Annotated in this window: 22 protein-coding genes; 13 read left to right on the forward strand and 9 right to left on the reverse strand. The window is 59.3% G+C overall.

Going from position 1 to position 20,466, the window contains the following annotated elements; genetic code table 11:
• Nucleotides 1-206: 206 nt before the first annotated feature.
• The 10 genes from ACR6AS_RS02545 to rlmC all read left to right on the forward strand — a co-directional run bounded on the left by ACR6AS_RS02545 (nucleotide 207) and on the right by rlmC (nucleotide 8,966).
• Complete coding sequence (locus tag ACR6AS_RS02545) at nucleotides 207-458, forward strand: DUF1418 family protein (RefSeq protein WP_434161039.1); 252 nt, start codon at nucleotides 207-209, stop codon at nucleotides 456-458.
• A 16-nt stretch (nucleotides 459-474) separates the two neighbouring features.
• Nucleotides 475-1,197 (forward strand): oxygen-insensitive NADPH nitroreductase, encoded by a 723-nt coding sequence (gene nfsA, locus ACR6AS_RS02550; RefSeq protein ID WP_111141215.1) that lies wholly within the window; start codon nucleotides 475-477, stop codon nucleotides 1,195-1,197.
• 20 nt (nucleotides 1,198-1,217) lie between these two features.
• Nucleotides 1,218-2,120 (forward strand): 30S ribosomal protein S6--L-glutamate ligase, encoded by a 903-nt coding sequence (gene rimK, locus ACR6AS_RS02555; protein WP_111141216.1) that lies wholly within the window; start codon nucleotides 1,218-1,220, stop codon nucleotides 2,118-2,120.
• Nucleotides 2,121-2,207: 87 nt separating this feature from the next.
• Nucleotides 2,208-2,687 (forward strand): YbjN domain-containing protein, encoded by a 480-nt coding sequence (locus tag ACR6AS_RS02560; protein WP_111141217.1) that lies wholly within the window; start codon nucleotides 2,208-2,210, stop codon nucleotides 2,685-2,687.
• Nucleotides 2,688-3,070: 383 nt separating this feature from the next.
• Nucleotides 3,071-4,180, forward strand: a complete 1,110-nt coding sequence (gene potF / locus ACR6AS_RS02565; RefSeq protein WP_434161042.1) for a spermidine/putrescine ABC transporter substrate-binding protein PotF — start codon at nucleotides 3,071-3,073, stop codon at nucleotides 4,178-4,180.
• Between the two features lie 123 nt (nucleotides 4,181-4,303).
• Entirely contained in the window at nucleotides 4,304-5,437 is a 1,134-nt protein-coding gene (potG, locus tag ACR6AS_RS02570; protein ID WP_111141218.1) for a putrescine ABC transporter ATP-binding subunit PotG, read from the forward strand.
• A 9-nt stretch (nucleotides 5,438-5,446) separates the two neighbouring features.
• Nucleotides 5,447-6,409 (forward strand): putrescine ABC transporter permease PotH, encoded by a 963-nt coding sequence (potH, locus tag ACR6AS_RS02575; RefSeq protein ID WP_111141219.1) that lies wholly within the window; start codon nucleotides 5,447-5,449, stop codon nucleotides 6,407-6,409.
• Nucleotides 6,406-7,251 carry a putrescine ABC transporter permease PotI gene (potI, locus tag ACR6AS_RS02580; protein ID WP_111141220.1) on the forward strand — a complete coding sequence of 282 codons (846 nt, stop codon included), beginning with the start codon at nucleotides 6,406-6,408 and terminating at the stop codon, nucleotides 7,249-7,251. Before potH ends, potI begins: the two co-directional genes overlap by 4 nt.
• A 75-nt stretch (nucleotides 7,252-7,326) precedes the next feature.
• Nucleotides 7,327-7,794, forward strand: a complete 468-nt coding sequence (locus tag ACR6AS_RS02585) for a YbjO family protein (protein WP_111141221.1) — start codon at nucleotides 7,327-7,329, stop codon at nucleotides 7,792-7,794.
• 41 nt (nucleotides 7,795-7,835) lie between these two features.
• On the forward strand, nucleotides 7,836-8,966 hold the full coding sequence (gene rlmC, locus ACR6AS_RS02590; RefSeq protein WP_111141222.1) for a 23S rRNA (uracil(747)-C(5))-methyltransferase RlmC: 1,131 nt from the start codon (nucleotides 7,836-7,838) through the stop codon (nucleotides 8,964-8,966).
• Nucleotides 8,967-9,001: 35 nt separating this feature from the next.
• Here rlmC and ACR6AS_RS02595 read toward each other — a convergent pair whose 3' ends face one another.
• The 6 genes from ACR6AS_RS02595 to ACR6AS_RS02620 form a co-directional block, all read right to left on the reverse strand.
• Nucleotides 9,002-9,733: an arginine ABC transporter substrate-binding protein gene (locus tag ACR6AS_RS02595; RefSeq protein WP_111141223.1), complete on the reverse strand. Its 732-nt coding sequence runs from the start codon at nucleotides 9,731-9,733 to the stop codon at nucleotides 9,002-9,004.
• 116 nt (nucleotides 9,734-9,849) lie between these two features.
• Nucleotides 9,850-10,518, reverse strand: coding sequence for an arginine ABC transporter permease ArtM (artM, locus tag ACR6AS_RS02600; RefSeq protein ID WP_111141224.1), 669 nt, complete (start codon nucleotides 10,516-10,518; stop codon nucleotides 9,850-9,852).
• Complete coding sequence (gene artQ, locus ACR6AS_RS02605) at nucleotides 10,518-11,234, reverse strand: arginine ABC transporter permease ArtQ (protein ID WP_111141225.1); 717 nt, start codon at nucleotides 11,232-11,234, stop codon at nucleotides 10,518-10,520. Before artQ ends, artM begins: the two co-directional genes overlap by 1 nt.
• 6 nt (nucleotides 11,235-11,240) lie before the next feature.
• Nucleotides 11,241-11,972, reverse strand: a complete 732-nt coding sequence (gene artJ, locus ACR6AS_RS02610; protein WP_111141226.1) for an arginine ABC transporter substrate-binding protein — start codon at nucleotides 11,970-11,972, stop codon at nucleotides 11,241-11,243.
• A gap of 15 nt (nucleotides 11,973-11,987) precedes the next feature.
• Nucleotides 11,988-12,716 carry an arginine ABC transporter ATP-binding protein ArtP gene (gene artP, locus ACR6AS_RS02615; protein ID WP_111141227.1) on the reverse strand — a complete coding sequence of 243 codons (729 nt, stop codon included), beginning with the start codon at nucleotides 12,714-12,716 and terminating at the stop codon, nucleotides 11,988-11,990.
• A gap of 221 nt (nucleotides 12,717-12,937) precedes the next feature.
• The gene (locus tag ACR6AS_RS02620) at nucleotides 12,938-13,477 is read right to left on the reverse strand and encodes a lipoprotein (protein WP_434161047.1); all 540 of its coding nucleotides are present in this window, start codon (nucleotides 13,475-13,477) and stop codon (nucleotides 12,938-12,940) included.
• 106 nt (nucleotides 13,478-13,583) lie between these two features.
• On the opposite strand from ACR6AS_RS02620, the gene ACR6AS_RS02625 reads away from it, so the two are divergent.
• Nucleotides 13,584-13,904 carry a heavy metal-binding domain-containing protein gene (locus tag ACR6AS_RS02625; protein ID WP_111141229.1) on the forward strand — a complete coding sequence of 107 codons (321 nt, stop codon included), beginning with the start codon at nucleotides 13,584-13,586 and terminating at the stop codon, nucleotides 13,902-13,904.
• The gene (locus ACR6AS_RS02630; RefSeq protein ID WP_111141230.1) at nucleotides 13,901-14,725 is read left to right on the forward strand and encodes an N-acetylmuramoyl-L-alanine amidase; all 825 of its coding nucleotides are present in this window, start codon (nucleotides 13,901-13,903) and stop codon (nucleotides 14,723-14,725) included. The genes ACR6AS_RS02625 and ACR6AS_RS02630 overlap by 4 nt, the downstream gene beginning before the upstream one ends.
• Nucleotides 14,726-14,730: 5 nt before the next feature.
• Here the strand turns inward: ACR6AS_RS02630 and ltaE are convergent, their stop codons facing one another.
• The 3 genes from ltaE to ACR6AS_RS02645 all read right to left on the reverse strand — a co-directional run bounded on the left by ltaE (nucleotide 14,731) and on the right by ACR6AS_RS02645 (nucleotide 18,655).
• Nucleotides 14,731-15,735 (reverse strand): low-specificity L-threonine aldolase, encoded by a 1,005-nt coding sequence (gene ltaE / locus ACR6AS_RS02635; RefSeq protein ID WP_293773866.1) that lies wholly within the window; start codon nucleotides 15,733-15,735, stop codon nucleotides 14,731-14,733.
• A gap of 66 nt (nucleotides 15,736-15,801) precedes the next feature.
• A complete protein-coding gene (gene poxB / locus ACR6AS_RS02640) occupies nucleotides 15,802-17,523 on the reverse strand; it encodes a ubiquinone-dependent pyruvate dehydrogenase (RefSeq protein ID WP_111141232.1) in 1,722 nt (573 codons plus the stop codon).
• A gap of 232 nt (nucleotides 17,524-17,755) precedes the next feature.
• Nucleotides 17,756-18,655 (reverse strand): LysO family transporter, encoded by a 900-nt coding sequence (locus ACR6AS_RS02645; RefSeq protein WP_111141233.1) that lies wholly within the window; start codon nucleotides 18,653-18,655, stop codon nucleotides 17,756-17,758.
• Between the two features lie 127 nt (nucleotides 18,656-18,782).
• On the opposite strand from ACR6AS_RS02645, the gene ACR6AS_RS02650 reads away from it, so the two are divergent.
• Nucleotides 18,783-20,420, forward strand: a complete 1,638-nt coding sequence (locus ACR6AS_RS02650; protein ID WP_293773871.1) for an ATP-dependent nuclease — start codon at nucleotides 18,783-18,785, stop codon at nucleotides 20,418-20,420.
• Nucleotides 20,421-20,466 lie beyond the last annotated feature (46 nt).

Genomic DNA, 20,466 nt, shown 5'->3' on the forward strand with positions numbered 1-20,466 from the left:
CAGAGAATGGCAACCATGATGCCCGCTCGTATCGCTTAAAGAAAGCAGGAATTGCCTGTTAGTCTGATGCCCGCTCGCTATGACCGTGCGATCAGGAAGCGTCTGAATCTGATGCTTTTTCGTCCCGCGGCGCGGCGTATCCCGCGCAATTTTTGGGTTGTTGACCATAATTGACGCTCAGTCACCCGCGAAGGCAGGAGGTTGTGATGCAGAGTGTAGCCCGATTACCGCGTGTTGTGCTGCTGCTGGAGGCGGCTGGTGGCCTGCTCATCCTGGGCGCGCTGCTGCTGATCAATCACTGGCTGCCGCTGCCCGGTCAGATGGATGCCGGAACGCTGGCCACCGTGCTGTTTATGGCTGGCGTGCTCCTGATGCTGCCCGCGGCCTGGCTGTTAATGTGGCGCACCGCGAAAGAGATCGCCCCACAGCTGTTCAATCAGATTGATAAAAAAAGATAATATTGCTGGAGATTTTATGACACCGACCATCGATTTACTGTGTAGCCACCGTTCTATCCGTGCGTTTACTGACCAGCCGGTCAGCGACGCGCAGCGTGAGGCGATCATTACTGCGGCGCAATCGGCCTCCACCTCCAGTTTTTTACAGTGTTCTTCCATCGTCCGTATCACCGATAAGGCCCTGCGCGACAAGCTGGTGCCCCTGACCGGCGGCCAGACCTGGGTGGCGGACGCGGCGGAGTTCTGGATCTTCTGCGCTGACTTCAATCGTCACCTGCAGATCTGTCCGGATGCGCAGCTGGGCCGTGCCGAGCAGCTGCTGCTGGGCTGCGTGGACACCGCGCTGATGGCGCAGAATGCGATGGTCGCCGCCGAATCCCTTGAGCTGGGTGGCGTCTTTATCGGCGGGATCCGCAACAGTATCGCGGAAGTAACCGAACTGCTGGGTCTGCCAAAATTTGTTCTGCCGCTGTTTGGCTTCTGCCTGGGTCACCCGGAGTCAAAACCGGACGTCAAACCGCGTATGCCGCACGCGATGCTGGTGCATGAGAACCGCTATCATCCGCTGGATCCGGCGGTGCTGGCAGAATACGATAGCCGCACCGAACTCTACTATCAGCAGCGCGACAGTAACCAGCGTAGCGAAACCTGGAGCGAGCTGATCCAGCGCCTGATTATCAAAGAGACGCGCCCGTTCATGCTGGATTATCTGCATCAGCAAGGCTGGGCCACACGTTAAGCCTGAAACGGAGAGCGGAGATGAAGATAGCCATTCTGTCACGCGATGAGACGCTCTACTCCAGTCGGCGACTGCGTGACGAGGCGGCGGCGCGCGGCCATGCTGTGCAGATCATTGATCCGCTCTCCTGTTATATGAATATCAACCCGGCCTCTCCGGCGGTTCACTACCGGGGTGAACCGCTGGCCCATTTTGATGCGGTGATCCCGCGTATCGGTAACGCCATTACCTTTTATGGTGCGGCGGTGCTGCGGCAGTTTGAGATGTGCGGCAGCTATCCGCTTAATGAGTCCGCCGCCATTACCCGTACCCGCGATAAGCTGCGCTCGCTTCAGCTGCTGGCGCGGGAGGGGATCGACATGCCGGTCACCGGCTTTGCCTCTTCACCCGATGACACCCACGATCTGATCGCGATGGTGGGCGGGGCGCCGCTGGTGGTTAAACTGGTCGAAGGCACGCAGGGCATCGGCGTCGTACTGGCGGAAACCCGCCAGGCGGCGGAGAGCGTGATCGATGCCTTTCGCGGCCTGAATGCGCATATCCTGGTGCAGGAATTTATCAAAGAAGCTGAAGGGCGCGATATCCGCTGTCTGGTGATCGGCAATCAGGTGGTGGCCGCCATCGAACGGGTGGCGAAAGAGGGCGATTTTCGCTCAAACCTGCATCGTGGTGGCACGGCGCATCCGGTAACGATCACGCAGCAGGAGCGGCAGATCGCCGTGCAGGCGGCGGCAACGCTCGGGCTGGAAGTGGCGGGCGTCGATATTCTGCGCGCCCGTCGTGGCCCGCTGGTGATGGAAGTTAACGCTTCGCCTGGTCTGGAAGGCATTGAGCACTGCTGTGAGCTGAACATCGCCGGCCTGATGATTGCGCATATTGAGCAGCAGGCCATCCCCGGGCTCCGTCCTAAAACCGCTGGCTGACACGCGCTTTTCAGTAGTTTTCGTGGCATCGTCGTGCATTTTTCCGTAAGCTAAGTCGCCTGTTTATCACCCCACTGAGATTTTACGATGGATTCTCTTGTCGTTCCGGATATCGACCTGTTGCGTCGCTGGCTGGATCAGCAAAATATCACCTGGTTCGAATGCGATGCCTGTCAGGCACTTCATCTGCCACACATGCAAAACTTCGATGGGGTGTTTGACGCCAAAATCGATCTGGTCGACAACGTCATTCTCTTTTCGGCGCTGGCGGAAGTGAAACCGACGGCGCTGATCCCGCTGGTCGGCGATTTGTCGCAAATCAACGCCAGTTCACTGACGGTAAAAGCGTTTATCGACATTCAGGATGACAATCTGCCGAAGCTCATTGTCTGTCAGTCTATGGTCACGACTGCCGGATTGACCTTTGGTCAGTTCTCGCACTTTATGAAACAGAGCGAAGAGCAGATCTCTATGGTGATCCTGGAAGCCTTTGCCAACAATCTGCTGATTGTCGGCGAAGAAGAGGAGCACGTTCCGGTGACCAGCGTCCATTCCGTGCTGCACTAAGCCTGACACTGTCATCCACTCAGCCGTCCACGAGACGGCTTTTTTATACCCGCCGCCCGCCGTCGCCTTTTTTTATTCTGCATTTTGCCCTTTAATGCCAGATATTTGTCGTGGTTTATGCCATCAAAGCCGAACCTCATAGCTCAAACATGCATAAAATATCGGTTTCAGGCGTTTTTTACGCTGGGGTCTGGTACAGCCAGACCGGGGGGGCTATGCTTGCGGGGCTGTAACAGGCGCGTAACTTCGCCCCGGCTATAGGTTTTTGATATTAAACTCCCGCTGAATAATGATTCATTGTGTCACTGACGTCTTGTACAGAACGCAATGCAGGGATCTCTGATTTGCAGCGTTGTAATGACCCGCTCAGGAGGATGGAAAATATGTTCAACTCACGTCAGAAATGGCTGTCAGCTGTGGTAGCTGCTGCGCTGATGGCCACCTCGGCCAGCAGCATGGCGGAAGATAAAACGCTGCATGTCTACAACTGGTCCGACTATATCTCGCCAGACACGGTGCCGAACTTCGAAAAGCAGTCCGGTATTAAAGTGGTCTACGATGTGTTTGACTCCAACGAAGTGCTGGAAGGCAAACTCATGGCGGGCAGCACCGGCTACGATGTGGTGGTGCCATCCTCCAGCTTCCTGGCGCGTCAGCTGCAGTCTGGCGTTTTCCAGCCGCTGGATAAGAGCAAACTGCCGAACTACAAAAACCTCGATCCGGCGCTGATGGAAAAAGTCGCGCAGCACGATCCGGGTAACAAATATGCCATCCCTTATCTGTGGGGCACCACCGGCATCGGCTACAACATCGACAAGGTGAAAGCCGCGCTGGGCGCGGATGCACCGGTCAACAGCTGGGATCTGGTGCTGAAGCCGGAAAACCTGGAGAAGCTGAAAAGCTGTGGTGTCTCCTTCCTGGATGCGCCAGAGGAGATCTTCGCTACGGTGCTCAACTATCTCGGCAAAGATCCGAACACTTCCGATGCAAAAGATTATTCCGGTGCGGCCACGGATCTGCTGCTGAAGCTGCGTCCGAATATCCGCTATTTCCATTCGTCGCAGTACATTAACGATCTGGCGAACGGCAACATCTGCGTAGCGATCGGCTGGTCAGGCGATATTCTGCAGGCGAAAAACCGTGCCGATGCCGCGAAAAACGGTGTGCATCTGGGTTACAGCGTGCCGAAAGAGGGGGCGCTGGCCTTCTTCGACATGATGGCGATCCCGAAAGATGCGAAAAATCTGGACGGTGCCTACGCCTGGCTCAACTACATCATGGATCCGAAAGTGATCGCTGATGTCTCTAACAAAATGAACTATGCCAACGGCAACAAAGCCTCGCTGCCGCTGATCAACGCCGACATCCGCAACAATCCGGGTATCTTCCCGACGCCGGAAGCGATGTCGAAATTGTTTGTGCTGAAAGTCCAGGATCCAAAACTGGATCGTGTGCGTACGCGCGCATGGACTAAAGTAAAAAGTGGTAAGTAGTTCGTCCCGAGCGGATTGACCTGTCACGCATCAGCAACAGAGGCGCAGTGTCGGCCTCTGTTGTGCCATTTTTAGCGGCGGATTTTGCCGCCATGTTCCGCCTGGCTCCGGAGAGAACCCTTTGTGAACGATGCTATTCCCCGTCCTCACCATAAAACCGCAAAGGCATTAACGCCCCTGCTGGAAATTCGCAACCTGACCAAATCCTTTGACGGCCAGCACGCTGTGGATGATGTCAGCCTGACCATCTACAAAGGTGAGATTTTCGCGCTGCTGGGTGCCTCGGGCTGCGGAAAATCGACCCTGCTGCGCATGCTGGCCGGTTTTGAACCGCCCACCAGCGGTCAGATTGTGCTGGATGGTCAGGATCTGTCGCATGTGGCGCCCTATCAGCGCCCGATTAACATGATGTTTCAGTCCTACGCCCTGTTTCCCCACATGACCGTGGAGCAGAATATCGCCTTTGGTCTGAAGCAGGATCGGCTGCCGAAAGGGGAGATCGCCAGCCGCGTCGCCGAAATGCTGGCGCTGGTGCACATGCAGGAGTATGCGAAACGTAAACCGCATCAGCTCTCCGGCGGACAGCGTCAGCGTGTGGCGCTGGCCCGCAGCCTGGCGAAACGCCCTAAGCTGCTGCTGCTGGATGAACCCATGGGCGCGCTGGATAAAAAACTGCGTGACCGGATGCAGCTCGAAGTGGTCGATATTCTGGAGCGCGTCGGCGCTACCTGCGTGATGGTGACCCATGACCAGGAAGAGGCGATGACGATGGCAGGCCGCATCGCGATTATGAATCGCGGTAAGTTCGTGCAGATTGGCGAGCCGGAGGAGATCTATGAGCATCCGACCAGCCGCTACAGTGCGGAGTTCATCGGCTCCGTGAACGTCTTCGAAGGCTTACTGCGCGAACGTCAGGCGGATGGCCTGGTGATCGACAGTCCCGGCCTGATGCATCCGCTGAAGGTCGACTCCGATGTCTCCGTGGTGGATAACGTGCCGGTGCATGTCGCACTGCGGCCGGAAAAAGTGATGCTGTGCGAAGAGGTGCCTGCCGACGGCTGTAACTTTGCGGTGGGTGAAGTGGTGCATATCGCCTATCTCGGCGATCTTTCCATCTACCATGTTCGTCTGCACAGCGGACAGATGATCAGCGCACAGTTGCAGAACGCGCATCGCTATCGCAAAGGGTTGCCGACCTGGGGAGATGAAGTACGTCTCTGCTGGGAAAGCGACAGCTGCGTGGTGTTGACGGTTTAAGGAGCGGCTATGAGCCAGATTTTTCAACGCGCCAAAGCGCCTGCCCGCCTGGTTGGCACGCCGCTGCAGCGCTGGGCCACGCGGGTTAAAATGCAGCATGGCCGCAAACTGGTCATCGCCCTGCCTTATGTCTGGCTGGTGCTGCTGTTTCTGCTGCCGTTTCTGACGGTGCTGAAAATCAGCTTCGCCGACATTGCGCGAGCGATTCCTCCCTACACCGAGCTGGTGAGCTGGGCCGACGACCAGTTCAGCATCGTGCTGAATTTCGGCAACTATCTGACGCTGACTGACGATCCGCTCTATATCGACGCCTATCTGCAGTCGCTGAAAGTGGCGGCGATCTCCACGGTAATCTGCCTGCTGATTGGCTATCCGCTCGCCTGGGCGGTGGCGCACAGCAAGCCGTCGATGCGTACCATTCTGCTGCTGCTGGTGATCCTGCCGTCGTGGACCTCCTTTCTGGTGCGCGTCTACGCCTGGATGGGGCTGCTGAATAACAACGGGATTCTGAACCGCTTCCTGATGTGGCTTGGCGTGATCGACCATCCGCTGGTGATCCTCTACACCAACACCGCAGTCTACATCGGTATCGTCTACTGCTATCTGCCGTTTATGGTGCTGCCGATCTACACCGCGCTGACCCGCATCGACTACTCGCTGGTGGAGGCGTCGCTGGATCTGGGTGCGCGCCCGCTGAAGACCTTCTTCAGCGTGATCGTGCCGCTGACCAAAGGCGGTATTATTGCCGGCTCGATGCTGGTGTTTATTCCGGCGGTGGGGGAGTACGTGATCCCGGAACTGCTGGGCGGGCCGGACAGTATCATGATTGGCCGTATCCTGTGGCAGGAGTTCTTTAACAACCGCGACTGGCCGGTGGCCTCGGCGCTGGCGGTGATCATTCTGCTCATCCTGATTCTGCCGATTATCTGGTTCCACAAGCATCAAAACCGTGAAATGGGAGAGAAGGCATGACTAATCTGCCCACCATCCGCTCGCCCTGGCGGACCGCCATCCTGGCCTGCTGTTTTCTGTTTCTCTATGCGCCGATGCTGCTGCTGGTGGTCTACTCCTTCAACAGCTCACCGCTGGTGACCGTGTGGGAGAGCTTCTCGTTCCACTGGTATAAGGTGCTGTTCCAGGACAGCGCGATGATCGATGCGGTGCTGCTGAGCCTGAGCATCGCCGGGCTTTCCGCGACGATGGCGGTGGTGCTCGGCACACTGGCGGCGGTGATCATCGTGCGCTTTGGCCGCTTTCGCGGGCACAACGGCTTTGCCTTTATGCTGACCGCGCCGCTGGTGATGCCCGACGTCATCACCGGCCTGTCGCTGCTGCTGCTGTTTGTCGCGATGGGTAACGCTTTTGGCTGGCCGTCTGAACGCGGTATGCTGACCATCTGGCTGGCGCACGTCACCTTCTGTACGGCGTATGTGGCGGTGGTGATCAACTCGCGTCTGCGTGAGCTGGACCGCTCAATTGAGGAGGCGGCGATGGATCTGGGTGCCACCCCGCTGAAGGTCTTTTTCGTGATAACGGTGCCCATGATTGCCCCGGCGATTGTCACCGGCTGGCTGCTGGCGTTTACCCTGTCGCTCGACGATCTGGTTATCGCCAGCTTTGTCACCGGGCCGGGGGCGACCACGCTGCCGATGGCAATCTTCGCCACCGTGCGACGCGGCGTTAACCCGGAAATCAATGCCCTGGCTTCCCTGATCCTGTTTGTGGTCGGCCTTGTCGGTTTTATCGCCTGGCGGTTTATGGCACACGAAGAAAAGCAACGTTTAAGCGATATTCAGAAAGCTAAACGTGGCTGAAATGGCTAACCTTTGCCACTATATGAACGGGCCGGTTTAACCGGCCCGTTTTTTGATCCGGTGGAGCCAGGGACTATGTCAGACATCTTCAAAAGCAGCGTTACGCTGGACAGCGCGCCGGTGCCGGTGACGGTAGCGGGCATTGCGATTATTGCGACCCGCTGCCTGAGCGTTCTGATGCTGGCAAACGAGCTGGGCTACAGCGAACTCGCCAACTTTGTGCACCGCAGCGCCCAGTCCTGGGACGCAACCCTGATCTTTATTGCCAGCCAGCTGATCTTCCTGTTTGAGCTGCGCTGCGCCTTTACCCTGATGCGCGGCAGTAACCGTGGACGCTGGGGCTATGTGGCGACCCAGGTGATTGTGCTGATCTACATGCTGTTTGCCTCGCTGGGTGGGATCTATCCGGAGATATTCAGTATTCATGGCGACAATAACGTCCAGATCATCCACCACACGCTGGCGCAGAAAATCCCCGATCTGCTGGTGCTGATGCTGCTGTTTCTGCCCGCCAGCAGCCGCGCATTTTTCGGAAAGCGGTGATAGAATCGCGCTCCGCCCGACCCGATCGTTAAGGCTTTACCATGCACTGCGCACTTTATGACGCTAACCGTTGCCGCTCCTGTCAGTGGCTGGAAAAACCCTATCCCACGCAGCTGAGCGACAAACAGGCAATCCTGGCGCAGCTACTGGCCGGGCAGCCGGTCGCGGCCTGGCTGCCGCCGGTGGCGTCCCCGCAGCAGGCGTTTCGCAATAAAGCCAAGATGGTGGTCAGCGGCAGCGTCGAGCGGCCGGTGCTGGGTCTGGTCCGGCCCGATGGCGAGGCCGTTGACCTCTGCGAATGTCCGCTCTATCCCGCCTCCTTTCAGCCACTTTTTGCGGCGCTGAAGCCGTTTATCGCCCGGGCCGGGCTGACACCCTATAACGTGGCACGCAGACGCGGCGAACTGAAGTTCCTGCTGATCACCGAAAGTCAGCAGGGGGGCGTGATGCTGCGCTTCGTTCTGCGTTCGGCCGCCAAACTGGACCAGCTGCGCGCCGCGCTGCCGTGGCTGCAGCAGCAGCTGCCACAGCTGACGGTGATCTCGGCCAATATTCAGCCGGTGCATATGGCGATTCTGGAAGGGGATGAGGAGATTGCGCTGACGCCCGCCCAGGCGCTGCCGGAGAACTTCAACGGCGTGCCGCTCTGGATCCGGCCGCAGAGCTTCTTTCAGACCAACCCGCAGGTGGCGAGCGCCCTCTATGCCACCGCGCGTGACTGGGTGCGGGCGCTGCCGGTCAGCAGCATGTGGGATCTCTTCTGCGGCGTGGGCGGTTTCGGTCTGCACTGTGCGACACCGGAGATGACGCTGACCGGTATCGAAATTAGCGCCGAGGCGATCAAATGCGCCCGGCGTTCCGCTGAGATGCTGGGGCTGGAAAAGGTGCAGTTTGCGGCGCTGGACTCCACAGCGTTTGCGACCACGCGTGATGCGGTGCCTGAGCTGGTGCTGGTGAATCCGCCTCGTCGCGGGATTGGTGAGGCGCTGTGTCACTATCTGAGCCAGATGGCCCCGGATTATCTGCTCTATTCGAGCTGCAATCCGCAGACGATGGCGCAGGACATTGCCCGGCTGGACGCCTATGAGATAACCAGGGTGCAGCTGTTCGATATGTTTCCGCATACCGCCCATTTTGAAGTGCTGACGCTGTTAACCCGCCGTCAGCACTGAGCCGGCCATGCGCCCGCATGGGGCGCGGCCTGACATTACTCCGGGAACCACTTCTGATTAAGCTGCTGCCAGCGACCGCTGGTTTTCAGCTCAGCCAGCGCCTGATTGAACTCATTAAGCAGCGCGGTGTTGCCTTTGCGCACGGCGATACCCAGGCCGGTGCCGAAATAGTCTGCATCGGTCACATGATCGCCGACTGTGGCAAGCTCCGGGTTGCTCTTCAGCCACTGATTCACGACTGCGCTGTCGCCAAATACGCCATCCAGCCGGCCACTCTTCATATCCAGAATCGCATTCTGATAGCTGTCATACGCCACGACTTTCACTTCCGGATGCTTATCCTGCAGGTACTTCTGGTGGGTAGTACCGTTCTCAACGCCGATACGCTTGCCTTTCAGGTCAGCGAAGCTGCTGAATTTATCTTTGGGGGCAATCACGATGGCGGAGTTCGCGTAATAGGGCTGGGTAAAATCGACCTGCTTGCTGCGCTCGGCGGTAATATCCATGCCGGAGATCACCGCGTCATAACGGCGGAACTTGAGTGACGGGATCAGGCTGTCGAAGGCGTTGTTGGTAAAGGAGCACTCCGCCTTCATCTGCTGACACAGGGCTTTGGCCAGATCGATGTCGAATCCCACCAGGTTATTCTCCTGGTCCAGCGATTCAAAAGGCGGATAGGTCGCTGAAGCGGCAAAGCGAATTTTTTCGGCGGCCTGGGCGCTGATAGCAAGGGAAACCAGTGCGGCGGCGATAATCCATTTTTTCATTTTATGAGTCCTGTGATGAGGTCAGCCAGAGAAGGCGATACCCTGCCATAAAATGAATTTCTATGCAATTGGTGTGATTTTTCAGGCGAAAAAGGGCGGGGGATCCCGCCCGCCTGTCAGTGACGACGTTCAAACGCCAGGGCGCGCTTCTCGATCAGTCGCATCATCAGCGTCAGCAAGCCGTTAACGCAGAGATAGATCAGACCTGCTGCGGCATAGACCGTGATGTCATAGGTGCGGCCATAGAGCAGCTGACCGTGGCCCATGACTTCCATCAGTGTGATGGTGTAGGCCAGCGAGGTGCCCTTAAACACCAGCACCACCTCATTGGAGTAGGAGGAGAGGGCGCGTTTAAATGCATAGGGCAGCAGAATGCGCAGCGTATCTTTGCGGCTCATGCCGAGCGCCGCGCACGACTGCCACTGTCCGGCCGGAATGGCGCGCACGGCTCCGTAAAAGAGCTGCGTGGTGTAGGCGGCACTGTTGAGCGACAGTGCCAGCATGGCACAGAGCCACGGCTGCGACAGTAAGTGCCACAGCCACGGCACCTGCTGCAGCGAGGGGAATTGTCCCGGCCCGTAGTAGATCAGGAAGATCTGCACCAGCAGCGGCGTGCCGGTAAACAGCGTGATAAAGCCTTTGACCAGCGGCGAAAATAGCGGCGTTTTCAGGGACAGTACCACGGTGAAAAGCAGCGCAAGCAGCAGGGCGACGATCAGCGAGGCGGCTGTCAGCGTCAGACTGGTGTGCAGGCCTTTCAGGAGTTCGGGCAGATAGGCGAGCATCAGCTGTTCCCCCGTTCAAACCGCGTCGTGCGCAGTTCGATGCGACGCAGCACCGCCTGGCTTAACAGGGTAATCACTAAATAGATCGCAGCGGCCACCAGAAACCAGGTAAAGGGCTCCTGGGTGCGGGTCGCGATACTTTTGGTCTGCAGCATCAGGTCATTCACGCTGATCAGCGACACCAGCGCGGTATCCTTGAGCAGCACCAGCCACTGATTGCCCAGACCGGGCAGGGCGTGACGCCACATCTGCGGCATAATCAGTCGCATAAAGATGGCCGACTTCTTCATGCCCAGCGCCTGACCCGACTCCCACTGTCCCACCGGCACCGCTTTCAGGGCACCGCGCAGGGTCTGCGAAGCATAGGCCGCATAGAGCATCGCCAGCGCAATCACACCGCACAGGAAGGGACTGACATCGAAGTTTTCGATCTGCATCTGAACCGGCAGCTGAAACAGCCCGAAGTTGAGCGTGAAGCCGTCGGAGAGAGTGAGCAGAAGCTGCGAGGCACCGAAATAGATAAACAGCACCACCAGGATTTCCGGCAGGCCGCGGATCAGCGTCACCAGTCCGGTGCCTGCCCACGCCAGCGGTTTCAGGCGCAGCGACTCCCAGCCAGCGAAAATCATCGCCAGCACCAGGCCAGCGATGAGAGCACAAACAGCAAGGCCGACGGTCATACCGGCGGCGCTTGCGAGGGTCATCATTTCATTCATCAGGAATTACTGCTGGAACCATTTGCTGTAGATGGTTTTGTAGGTTCCGTCGGCTTTGATCTTATCCAGCGCGCCATTGAATTTCGTCTGCAGATCGGTGTTACCGGTACGGACCGCAATACCCAGGCCGGTGCCAAAGTAGGCTTTATCCGTCACTTTGTCGCCAACGGCGGCCAGCGCAGGGTTCTTCTTCAGCCACTCGTTGACCACGGCGGTGTCACCAAATACCGCGTCGATACGGCCATTTTTCAGATCCAGCACCGCATTCTGATAGCTGTCGTAAGGAACGATGGTGATCTCGCTGTGTTTGTCCGTCAGGTATTTCTGATGCGTGGTGCCGTTCTGCACACCGACACGCTTGCCTTTCAGCGCGTCAACGCTGGCGACTTTGCCTTTCTGTGCCACAAACAGCGCCGAGTTGTCGTAATAAGGTTTAGTGAACAGCACCTGCTTTTCGCGATCCGGGGTGATATCCATGCCCGCCATCACCGCATCGAAGCGGCGGAATTTCAGGCTTGGGATCAGGCTGTCGAACGCCTGGTTGGTGAAGGTACAGGTGGCGTCGATCTCTTTACAGAGCGCATTGGCCAGATCGACATCAAAACCCTGAATCTTGTTGTCAGCGTCCACGAACTCAAAAGGAGGATAGGAGGCTTCGGTCGCAAAACGAATCGTCTGCGCCGCTGTGGCGCTCAGGCTGAAACCAGCAAGCAGTGCAGCAAGTACCATTTTTTTCATTTTTAGCATCCTGACTTAGTGCGAAAGATAGTGAGCAAACGCCTCGGTTTGCGGCTGTGTAAAACGGCTGGCATCGCCCTGTTCCACAATATGACCGTTCTCCATATAGACGACGCGGCTGGCCGTTTTGCGGGCCACTTCCACCTCATGGGTTACGATCACCTGGGTAATACGGGTCTGGGCCAGCTCGCGAATGATACTGACAATCTGTGCGGTAATTTCAGGGTCCAGCGCGGCGGTCGGCTCGTCGAACAGCAGCACCTGCGGCTCCATCATCAGTGCGCGGGCAATCGCCACACGCTGCTGCTGACCACCCGAGAGGTGCAGCGGAAAACGATCGCTGTAAGGGGTCAGACGCAGACGATCGAGCAGCTTGTCGGCGCGGGCGTGGGCCTCACCTTTACTGAGGCCTAAGACCCGGCAGGGCGCTTCGATCAGGTTCTGCAGCACGGTGAGGTGCGGCCAGAGATTGTATTGCTGAAACACCATGCCGACATTCTGCCGCAGTTCGCGGATCGCGGCGTCAGAGGGTTTCTGGCTGAAATCAAACTGATTGCCGGCAATCTGCAACTGACCTGAACGGGGCTGCTCCAGCAGGTTAAGCACCCGTAACAGGGAGCTCTTCCCGGCACCGCTGGGACCCAGCAGCACAAGCGTTTCGCCTTGCGGACACTCAAGGTTGATGTCGAACAGCGCCTGATGAGCACCGTAGAAGCAGTTTATTGCGTTTAGTTGAATACTCATGCGCCAGATTTGAATAGCTATTAGTGTCGCGGATTTTAACGTCACCAGAATAGTTATGCAAATAAGGTGGGTTAAAATTTGTAAAACAGTCCTGAACACCTAAAGTTTAGCACAATATCGTGCGCTGTCTGACGCCATGGCGGGGCCGCCGACGGATGACAGACACAAAAAAAGCGCAGTGCCGGAGGGCAGCTGCGCTTGTCTGAGCGTCAGGCCGGAGATTATTTTTTCGCCTGCTCAAGCATCTGGCTCAGGCTGCCGCCGGTGGCGTGAGCAGGATTAGCCATATAGCGCACGTCATCCACGACCCAGCAACTGCCCTGGAGGATCATCAGCACTTCATCCTGCCACTTTTTACCGTCACGGCTCAGATCGACCCGCAACGGGATATTGCGCGCATCGCGGTTCGGGATGGTGGAGGCGTCAGCCACACTGGCCGCCGTCGGACCCTGTGACAGGCTGGAGAAGAGATCGCCGTTGCGCCACTGTGCGCCCACGGTGCCACTGCTGGCGGTCTGCAGCGAGTGGTAGAGCGCATCACTCAGGTAAGGGCGATATTTTGCCAGGGTGTTGCTGTCAGGCACCCCCTGGACAGGCTGCGCGATACGCAGGTCGTAAAACTGCTGGGCCACCTGGTCAGGACCGCCTTCGATGCAGGGTGCGGTACGCGGGCCATTATCCTTTGTCACGGGCTCAACGGTCGTACAGGCGCTGAGCAGCAGCGCCGCTGGGATCAGGAGCGCAAACGCATTGTTTCTCATCTCGATTTCCTTATGGTTCTCTGGCAAGGTGCCCTTTTTAGCATAGAGTATAGTCGTGCTTTTTAGTCGAAAGAGCCCTGGTCCGGTTTTCAACGAGGAGAATAGGATGAAATTTTCAACAACCCCCACGCTGGAAGGTCACAGCATCAGCGAATATTGCGGTGTGGTCACCGGTGAAGCGATTCTGGGTGCCAATATCTTCCGCGATTTCTTTGCGGGCATCCGCGACGTGGTCGGTGGCCGTTCCGGTGCCTATGAGAAGGAGCTGCGCAAAGCGCGGGAGATCGCCTTTGAGGAGCTGGAGCAGCAGGCTAAATCGCTGGGCGCAAATGCGGTGGTCGGTATTGATATCGACTACGAAACGGTGGGCAAAGAGGGCAGCATGCTGATGGTCAGCGTTACCGGAACGGCGGTGATTATCCGTTGAAACGCGGCCTGCTGCTGATACTGGCGCTGCTGCTGGCAGGCTGCCACGCCGGAATGGAATCCCGTGAAGGCTACTGGGCCGATCAGCGTTATCCGGCCCAGGGGGCGCGGCCGCGGGTGAAAGTGATTGTGGTTCACTATACCGCTGAGGATTTCTCCTCATCGCTGGCAACTCTCACCGATCGTGAGGTCAGCGCCCACTATCTTATCCCGCGTAATCCGCCGCAGCGCGCCGGAAAAGGGATCATCTGGCAGCTGGTGCCGGAGCAGCAGCTCGCGTGGCACGCCGGTCCCAGCTTCTGGCGCGGGGCCACCCGCATCAATGACACCTCGATTGGCATTGAGCTGGTCAACCGGGGCTATCGCCGGACCCTGACGGGACTGGAGTGGCAGCCCTTTACCGCTGCGCAGATCGCCGCGCTGGAGGCGCTGCTGCGCGACATTACGCAGCGCTACGGTATCGGGGCGGAAAACATTGTCGGCCACAGTGATATAGCGCCGCAGCGCAAGCAGGATCCGGGACCGCTGTTTCCCTGGCAGCAGCTGGCGCAGCACGGCATCGGTGCCTGGCCCGACGCCAGCCGGGTCGCCTTTTATCTGGCCGGGCAGGATCCGCATGCCGCGGTGCCGGCTGACGCCTTACTGGCGCGCCTGCAACGCTATGGCTATCCGGCTTCCGCCGGGATGAGCGCGCGTGAGGCGCAGAAGGTGATCGCCGCGTTTCAGATGCATTTCCGGCCTGCGGATTATCGCGGTCTGCCGGACGCAGAAACTGCTGCGATCGCCGCCGCGCTGCTGGAGAAGTATGGCGCGGCGGAGTAGTGCGGTTAGCGCTGCTGCAGGAAAGCCTTCCAGTGGGCGACAACCTGCGTCAGCGCCGCCCGGTCCACATCCAGATGAGTGACCAGCCGGGTGCGGGTGCCGACACTGATTAACACGCCGTGCGCTTTCATCCAGTCACCCAGGGCGCTGACCTGATCTTCCGGCACCGCCACAAACAGCATGTTGGTCTGCTGATCGATGACGCTGACACCCAGCGCCTGCAACTGCTCGCCCAGCCAGGCGGCATTGTCATGATCCTCCTGCAGACGCGCCACATTGTGCCCGAACGCGTAGAGACCGGCGGCCGCCAGGATACCCGCCTGGCGCATGCCGCCACCGGTCATTTTGCGCCAGCGACGGGCGCGCTCAATCAGCGCCGTGTCGCCACACAGCAGGGAGCCAGCCGGTGTGCCGAGCCCCTTGGAGAGACAGATGGTCAGGGTGTCGCAGTAACGCGCGATCGCCGCCAGCGTAGTCTGCTGAGCGACCACCGCGTTGAAAATGCGCGCGCCATCAATATGCAGCGCCAGCTGATGCTGGCGGGTAAAAGCCCACGCCTGCTCCAGATAGGCCAGCGGCAGGACCTTGCCGTGATGGGTGTTCTCCAGGCTCAGCAGACGGGTGCGGGCAAAGTGAATATCGTCCGGCTTGATGGCAGCCGCCACCACGTCGAGCGGCAGTGTGCCATCCTCTGCGGCCAGCACAGGCTGTGGCTGAATGCTGCCCAGCACCGCCGCACCGCCCGCCTCATATTTGTAGTTGTGCGCCTGCTGGCCCACGATATATTCATCGCCCCGTTCGCAGTGACTCAGCAGCGCCACCAGGTTGGCCTGGGTGCCGGTCGGAAAAAACAGCGCGGCAGCTTTGCCGCTCAGCCGTGCCGCTTCCGCTTCCAGCGCATTCACGGTAGGGTCGTCACGATAGACGTCATCACCGGTTTCGGCAGACATCATGGCGCTTAACATGGCGGCGCTGGGCCGGGTCACGGTATCACTGCGTAAATCGATCACCTTATGCTCCTGAACGTGGCGGAAAAAAAAGGCGGGCCTCGCGCCCGCCCTGATGGCCTCTCTGTTTTACCGCAGCCAGTTGGTTTTCGCCAGTTCTACCACCTCGTCGCCACGGCCATTCATAATGGCGCGCAGCATATAGAGGCTGAAGCCTTTGGCCTGCTCCAGCTTGATCTGCGGCGGCATCGCCAGCTCCTCTTTGGCGGTGATGACATCCACCAGCACCGGGCCGTCATGGGCAAAGGCCTCTTCCAGCGCGCCGTTGAGATCCGACGCTTTCTCCACGCGGATCCCCCGGATGCCACAGGCCCTGGCGATAGCGGCGAAATCGGGATTACTTAGCTCCGTGCCGTCGGTCAGATAGCCGCCCGCCTTCATCTCCATCGCCACGAAGCCCAGCACGCTGTTGTTGAAGATCACGATCTTCACCGGCATGTTCAGCTGCGCCAGCGAGATAAAATCGCCCATCAGCATACTGAAGCCGCCGTCGCCGCACAGCGCGACGACCTGACGATCGCGATCGATCGACTGCGCCCCCAGCGCCTGCGGCATCGCATTCGCCATCGAGCCGTGGTTAAACGAACCCAGCAGGCGGCGTCTGCCGTTCATCTTGAGATAGCGCGCCGCCCAGACGGTCGGGGTGCCGACGTCGCAGGTAAAAATGGCGTCGTCGCTGGCGTAGTGGCTGATTTGCTGCGCCAGATATTGCGGATGGATCGCCTGCTTATCGTTGGGCTGCGCCAGCTCGTCCAGACTTTTACGCGCCTCGCCGTAGTGCTTCACCGCGCTGTCGAGATGGCGGCTGTCGCTTTTCGGCGTCAGCTGAGGGAGCAGCGCCTGCAGCGTGCTTTTCACATCGCCGACATAGGCCTGGTCGACGTGACAGTGCGACCCCAGGCTGCCAGGGTTGATGTCGATCTGGATAATCCGCGCCTTTTCCGGATAGAAGGCGCGATAGGGAAACTGGGTGCCCAGCAGCACCAGCGTGCTGGCGTTCATCATGGCGTGAAAGCCGGATGAGAAGCCGATCAGGCCGGTCATGCCCACATCATAGGGGTTGTCATATTCGATATGCTCTTTCCCGCGCAGCGCATGAACGATCGGTGCCTGCAGCGCCTCAGCCAGCGCGACCACTTCCTGATGCGCTCCGGCACAGCCACTGCCGCACAGGAGAGTAATCTCTGAGGCTTCGTTCAGCGTCTTGGCCAGCTGCGCCAGTTCGGCGGGCTGGGGCAGGACCTGCGGCAATTGCGGCGGATACCACTCCGCGCGGGCGCTTTCCGGCGCCAGCTGCAGGGCGATATCCCCTGGCAGTACCACCACAGAGACCCCGCGATTCAGGATCGCCTTTCGCATCGCGATACCCAGCACCTGCGGTAGCTGCTCCGGGTTCGACACCAGTTCACAGTAGTGGCTGCACTCACGGAACAGCTCCTGAGGATGCGTTTCCTGGAAATAGCCGCTGCCGATCTCGCTGGAGGGGATGTGTGCCGCGATCGCCAGGACCGGCACGCGATTGCGGTGGCAGTCGAACAAACCGTTGATCAGATGCAGGTTACCCGGCCCGCAGGAGCCGGCACAGACCGCCAGTTCTCCGCTGATATGCGCTTCCGCACCGGCCGCAAAGGCGGCGACCTCTTCATGACGTGTAGGCATCCATTCGATGGTGCCCATGCGATTCAGGCTGTCGCTCAGGCCGTTCAGGGAGTCCCCGGTGACGCCCCAGATGCGTTTTACACCTGCGCTTTCCAGCGTTTTAGCGACCAGTGCCGCTACGGTTTGTTTCATGCGCTTCTCCTTTATCGATCCGTCCGGCAACGTGACCAGAACTGAAAAAAGAAGCGTAGACGACACGGCAGAAAAGCAGGCGTGAAAAAATGCGCTGGCAGGGCTGGCCGGATAACCGCAGGCGCTACTGGCAATCAGCCGCCGGACGCCAGAAGAAAGCGGAGCGGCTGATCCCGACCGCCCGATGACGCCCCCGGGTTTAAGGAGCGTCCGTAGCGGGGCTGGCTTGCGGTCAGGCGGAGAAGAGAGCGATAAGAATCGGCGCCAGCAGGCTCATCACAAAGCCATGCACGATGGCGGCCGGGACAATCTCATTGCCGCCCGCCCGCTGCAGCACCGGCAGGGTAAAGTCCATGGAGGTGGCACCGCACAGGCCCAGCGCGCTGGAGCGATGACGGCCAATCAGCGCCGGAATCAGCATGATCGCCACCAGCTCCCGAATCAGATCGTTAAAGAAAGCGGCGCTGCCGGTGACCGGGCCAAAGGCTTCGGTCATCAGGATCCCGGAGAGCGAGTACCAGCCAAAGCCGCTGGATAAGGCCAGCCCGGTTTTCACCGGCATCCCCAGTAGCAGTGCCGCAATCACGCCGCCGATAAGCGCACTGACCAGCACCACGCTGGCCACCAGCATACCGCGGCGATTGAGGATAATCTGGCGCAGCGTCATGCCGCTGCCGCGCAGCTGAATGCCCACCAGGAACAGCAGGAAAATCAGCGCATATTCGCTGGCCGTTGCGGCGTGATGCAGGAGGGGCCACTGGGTCAGGCCAAGCAGAAAACCGATGACCACGACGCCGCAGAGTTTCAGGGAGTCCAGCGCCATATTGAGCCGCGAGGGCAGCTTCTCCTGTCGGTGAAGATGCTGCCAGGGGACAAACTTTTCCAGACCGCGCAGCGCCAGCAGGTTGCAAAGCAGAATGCAGAAGGCCGCCACCAGCGCGGTGTGAAAGATCGCCAGCAGATTGCTGCCGAGGTTATCGAGAAACGCCAGGCTGATGCCCATAAAGAACAGGATGACATAGACCATCCAGCCCAGCAGCTGATTGACGCGGCGCAGCATCGCCGTCTGACGGAAGGGTAACAGCCAGCCCGCGATCAGGGGCAGCAGAATAATCAGAAGTCCGGAATACATAGCAGAAGCCATCCGTGGAGGAAAGAGGCCACACGCTAGCGAAAAAGCGTAACGGAGTAAACCCCGTTACTGCTTGACCGGCTGGCTGACGGCAACCATGCTCTTTATAACCGGAGGAAGGACGCCTATGATTCTGGAACATATCGACATTCGCGGTTTCCGCGGCATCAATAAGCTCTCACTGCCCCTGACCCGGACCAACCTGCTGATTGGTGAAAACGCCTGGGGGAAATCCAGCCTGCTGGATGCCCTGAGCCTGCTGCTTTCGCCCCATGAACCGGCCTACATCTTTACTCAGGGCGACTTTCACTTCACACCGGGCGACGTCACCGACGCCATGCGCCGCCTGTCGGTGGTGTTTCACTACCGGGACGATGGCCGCGATCCCGACGCGATCTTCTCCCCCTTCTGGCAGCAGGATGCGCAGGGCCAGCGCTGGCTCTGTTACAGCGTCAGTGCGACCTGGCGGGAGAGCGGCATCGAATCCCGTCGCCGTTTCGTGGACGTGAAGGGTCAGCGCTTACCGGAGCAGAACTGCGCGGCGGCGATTGCGCTGTTGCTGAAGCGCTATCCGGTGCTGCGTCTGCGCGACGCCCGCTTCAGTAAACGGACGCGGAATCGTGCGCCTGTCACCGCCGCCCATCCCGAGTTGCTGGCGGGCATGGAGCGTCTGGCGCGTGACCTGGAGCGCCATCCGCAACAGCTCAGCGATGAGGTGCTGCGGCAGGGGCTGAAAACCATGCAGCAGCTGATGCAGCACTACTTTCTGGTGCAGTCGCCGGAGGCCGTTAACGCGCCGCGCGACCGGGAATCGCACACGCGCGATGGCATGCACGGCTGGCGGGCGCTGGATCATCTGAATCAGCTGATTGCCGGCACCGATTCCCGCAGCCGTCAGCTGATCCTGCTGCAGATGTTTACCCTGTTGATAGCGGCGCGGGGAGAGGTGCCGCTGGCCGCCGATGCCCGGCCGCTGCTGCTGATTGAAGATCCGGAAACCCGGCTGCATCCGATTATGCTGTCAGTTGCCTGGAACCTGCTGAGGCTGTTACCCCTGCAGAAAATCGCCACTACCAATTCCGCCGAACTGCTGTCGCAGGTGCCGGTGGAGCACGTCTGCCGGCTGGTGCGCGGTCCGTCGCGCGTCGCGGCCTGGCGCATCGGCCCGGAAGGGCTGAGTGCAGAGGAGAGCCGTCGCATCGGCTTTCATATCCGGGTCAACCGGCCAGCCGCGCTTTTTGCCCGCTGCTGGTTGCTGGTCGAGGGCGAAACCGAGGTCTGGATCATGCATGAGCTGGCACAGCAGTGCGGCTACAACTTCGCCGCTGAAGGGGTGAAAGTGATCGAGTTTGCGCAGTCGGGCCTGAAGCCGCTGCTGAAATTTGCCCGGCGAATGGGCATAGCCTGGCATGTCCTGACGGATGGCGATCAGGCGGGTAATAAGTATGCCAGCACGGCGCGTGCGCAGCTGCAGCCCGGTGAGCCCGAACCCCGCTTTCTCACACAGCTGCCCGCCCTGGATATGGAGAACTTTCTTTATCACCAGGGGTTTCAGGCTGTCTATCATCAGATGGCGCACCTGCCGTTAAACGTTCCGATGAGTTCCCGGCGTATTATTACTAAAGCTATCCATCGCAGTTCGAAGCCAGAACTGGCGATCGCCGTCGCCAGCGCCGCCGCAGAACGGGGCACGCAGGCTATCCCGGCGCTGCTGCGGCAGATGTTTGATCGGGTCGTCGGGCTGGCGCAGGGGCAGGCAGACTAATGTCTGGTGCACAGGAAAATGCCAGCGGCACTGGCTGGCATTTGTG

Source organism: Pantoea phosphatilytica (genome assembly GCF_051025615.1).
In the GTDB taxonomy this organism is placed as follows: domain Bacteria; phylum Pseudomonadota; class Gammaproteobacteria; order Enterobacterales; family Enterobacteriaceae; genus Pantoea.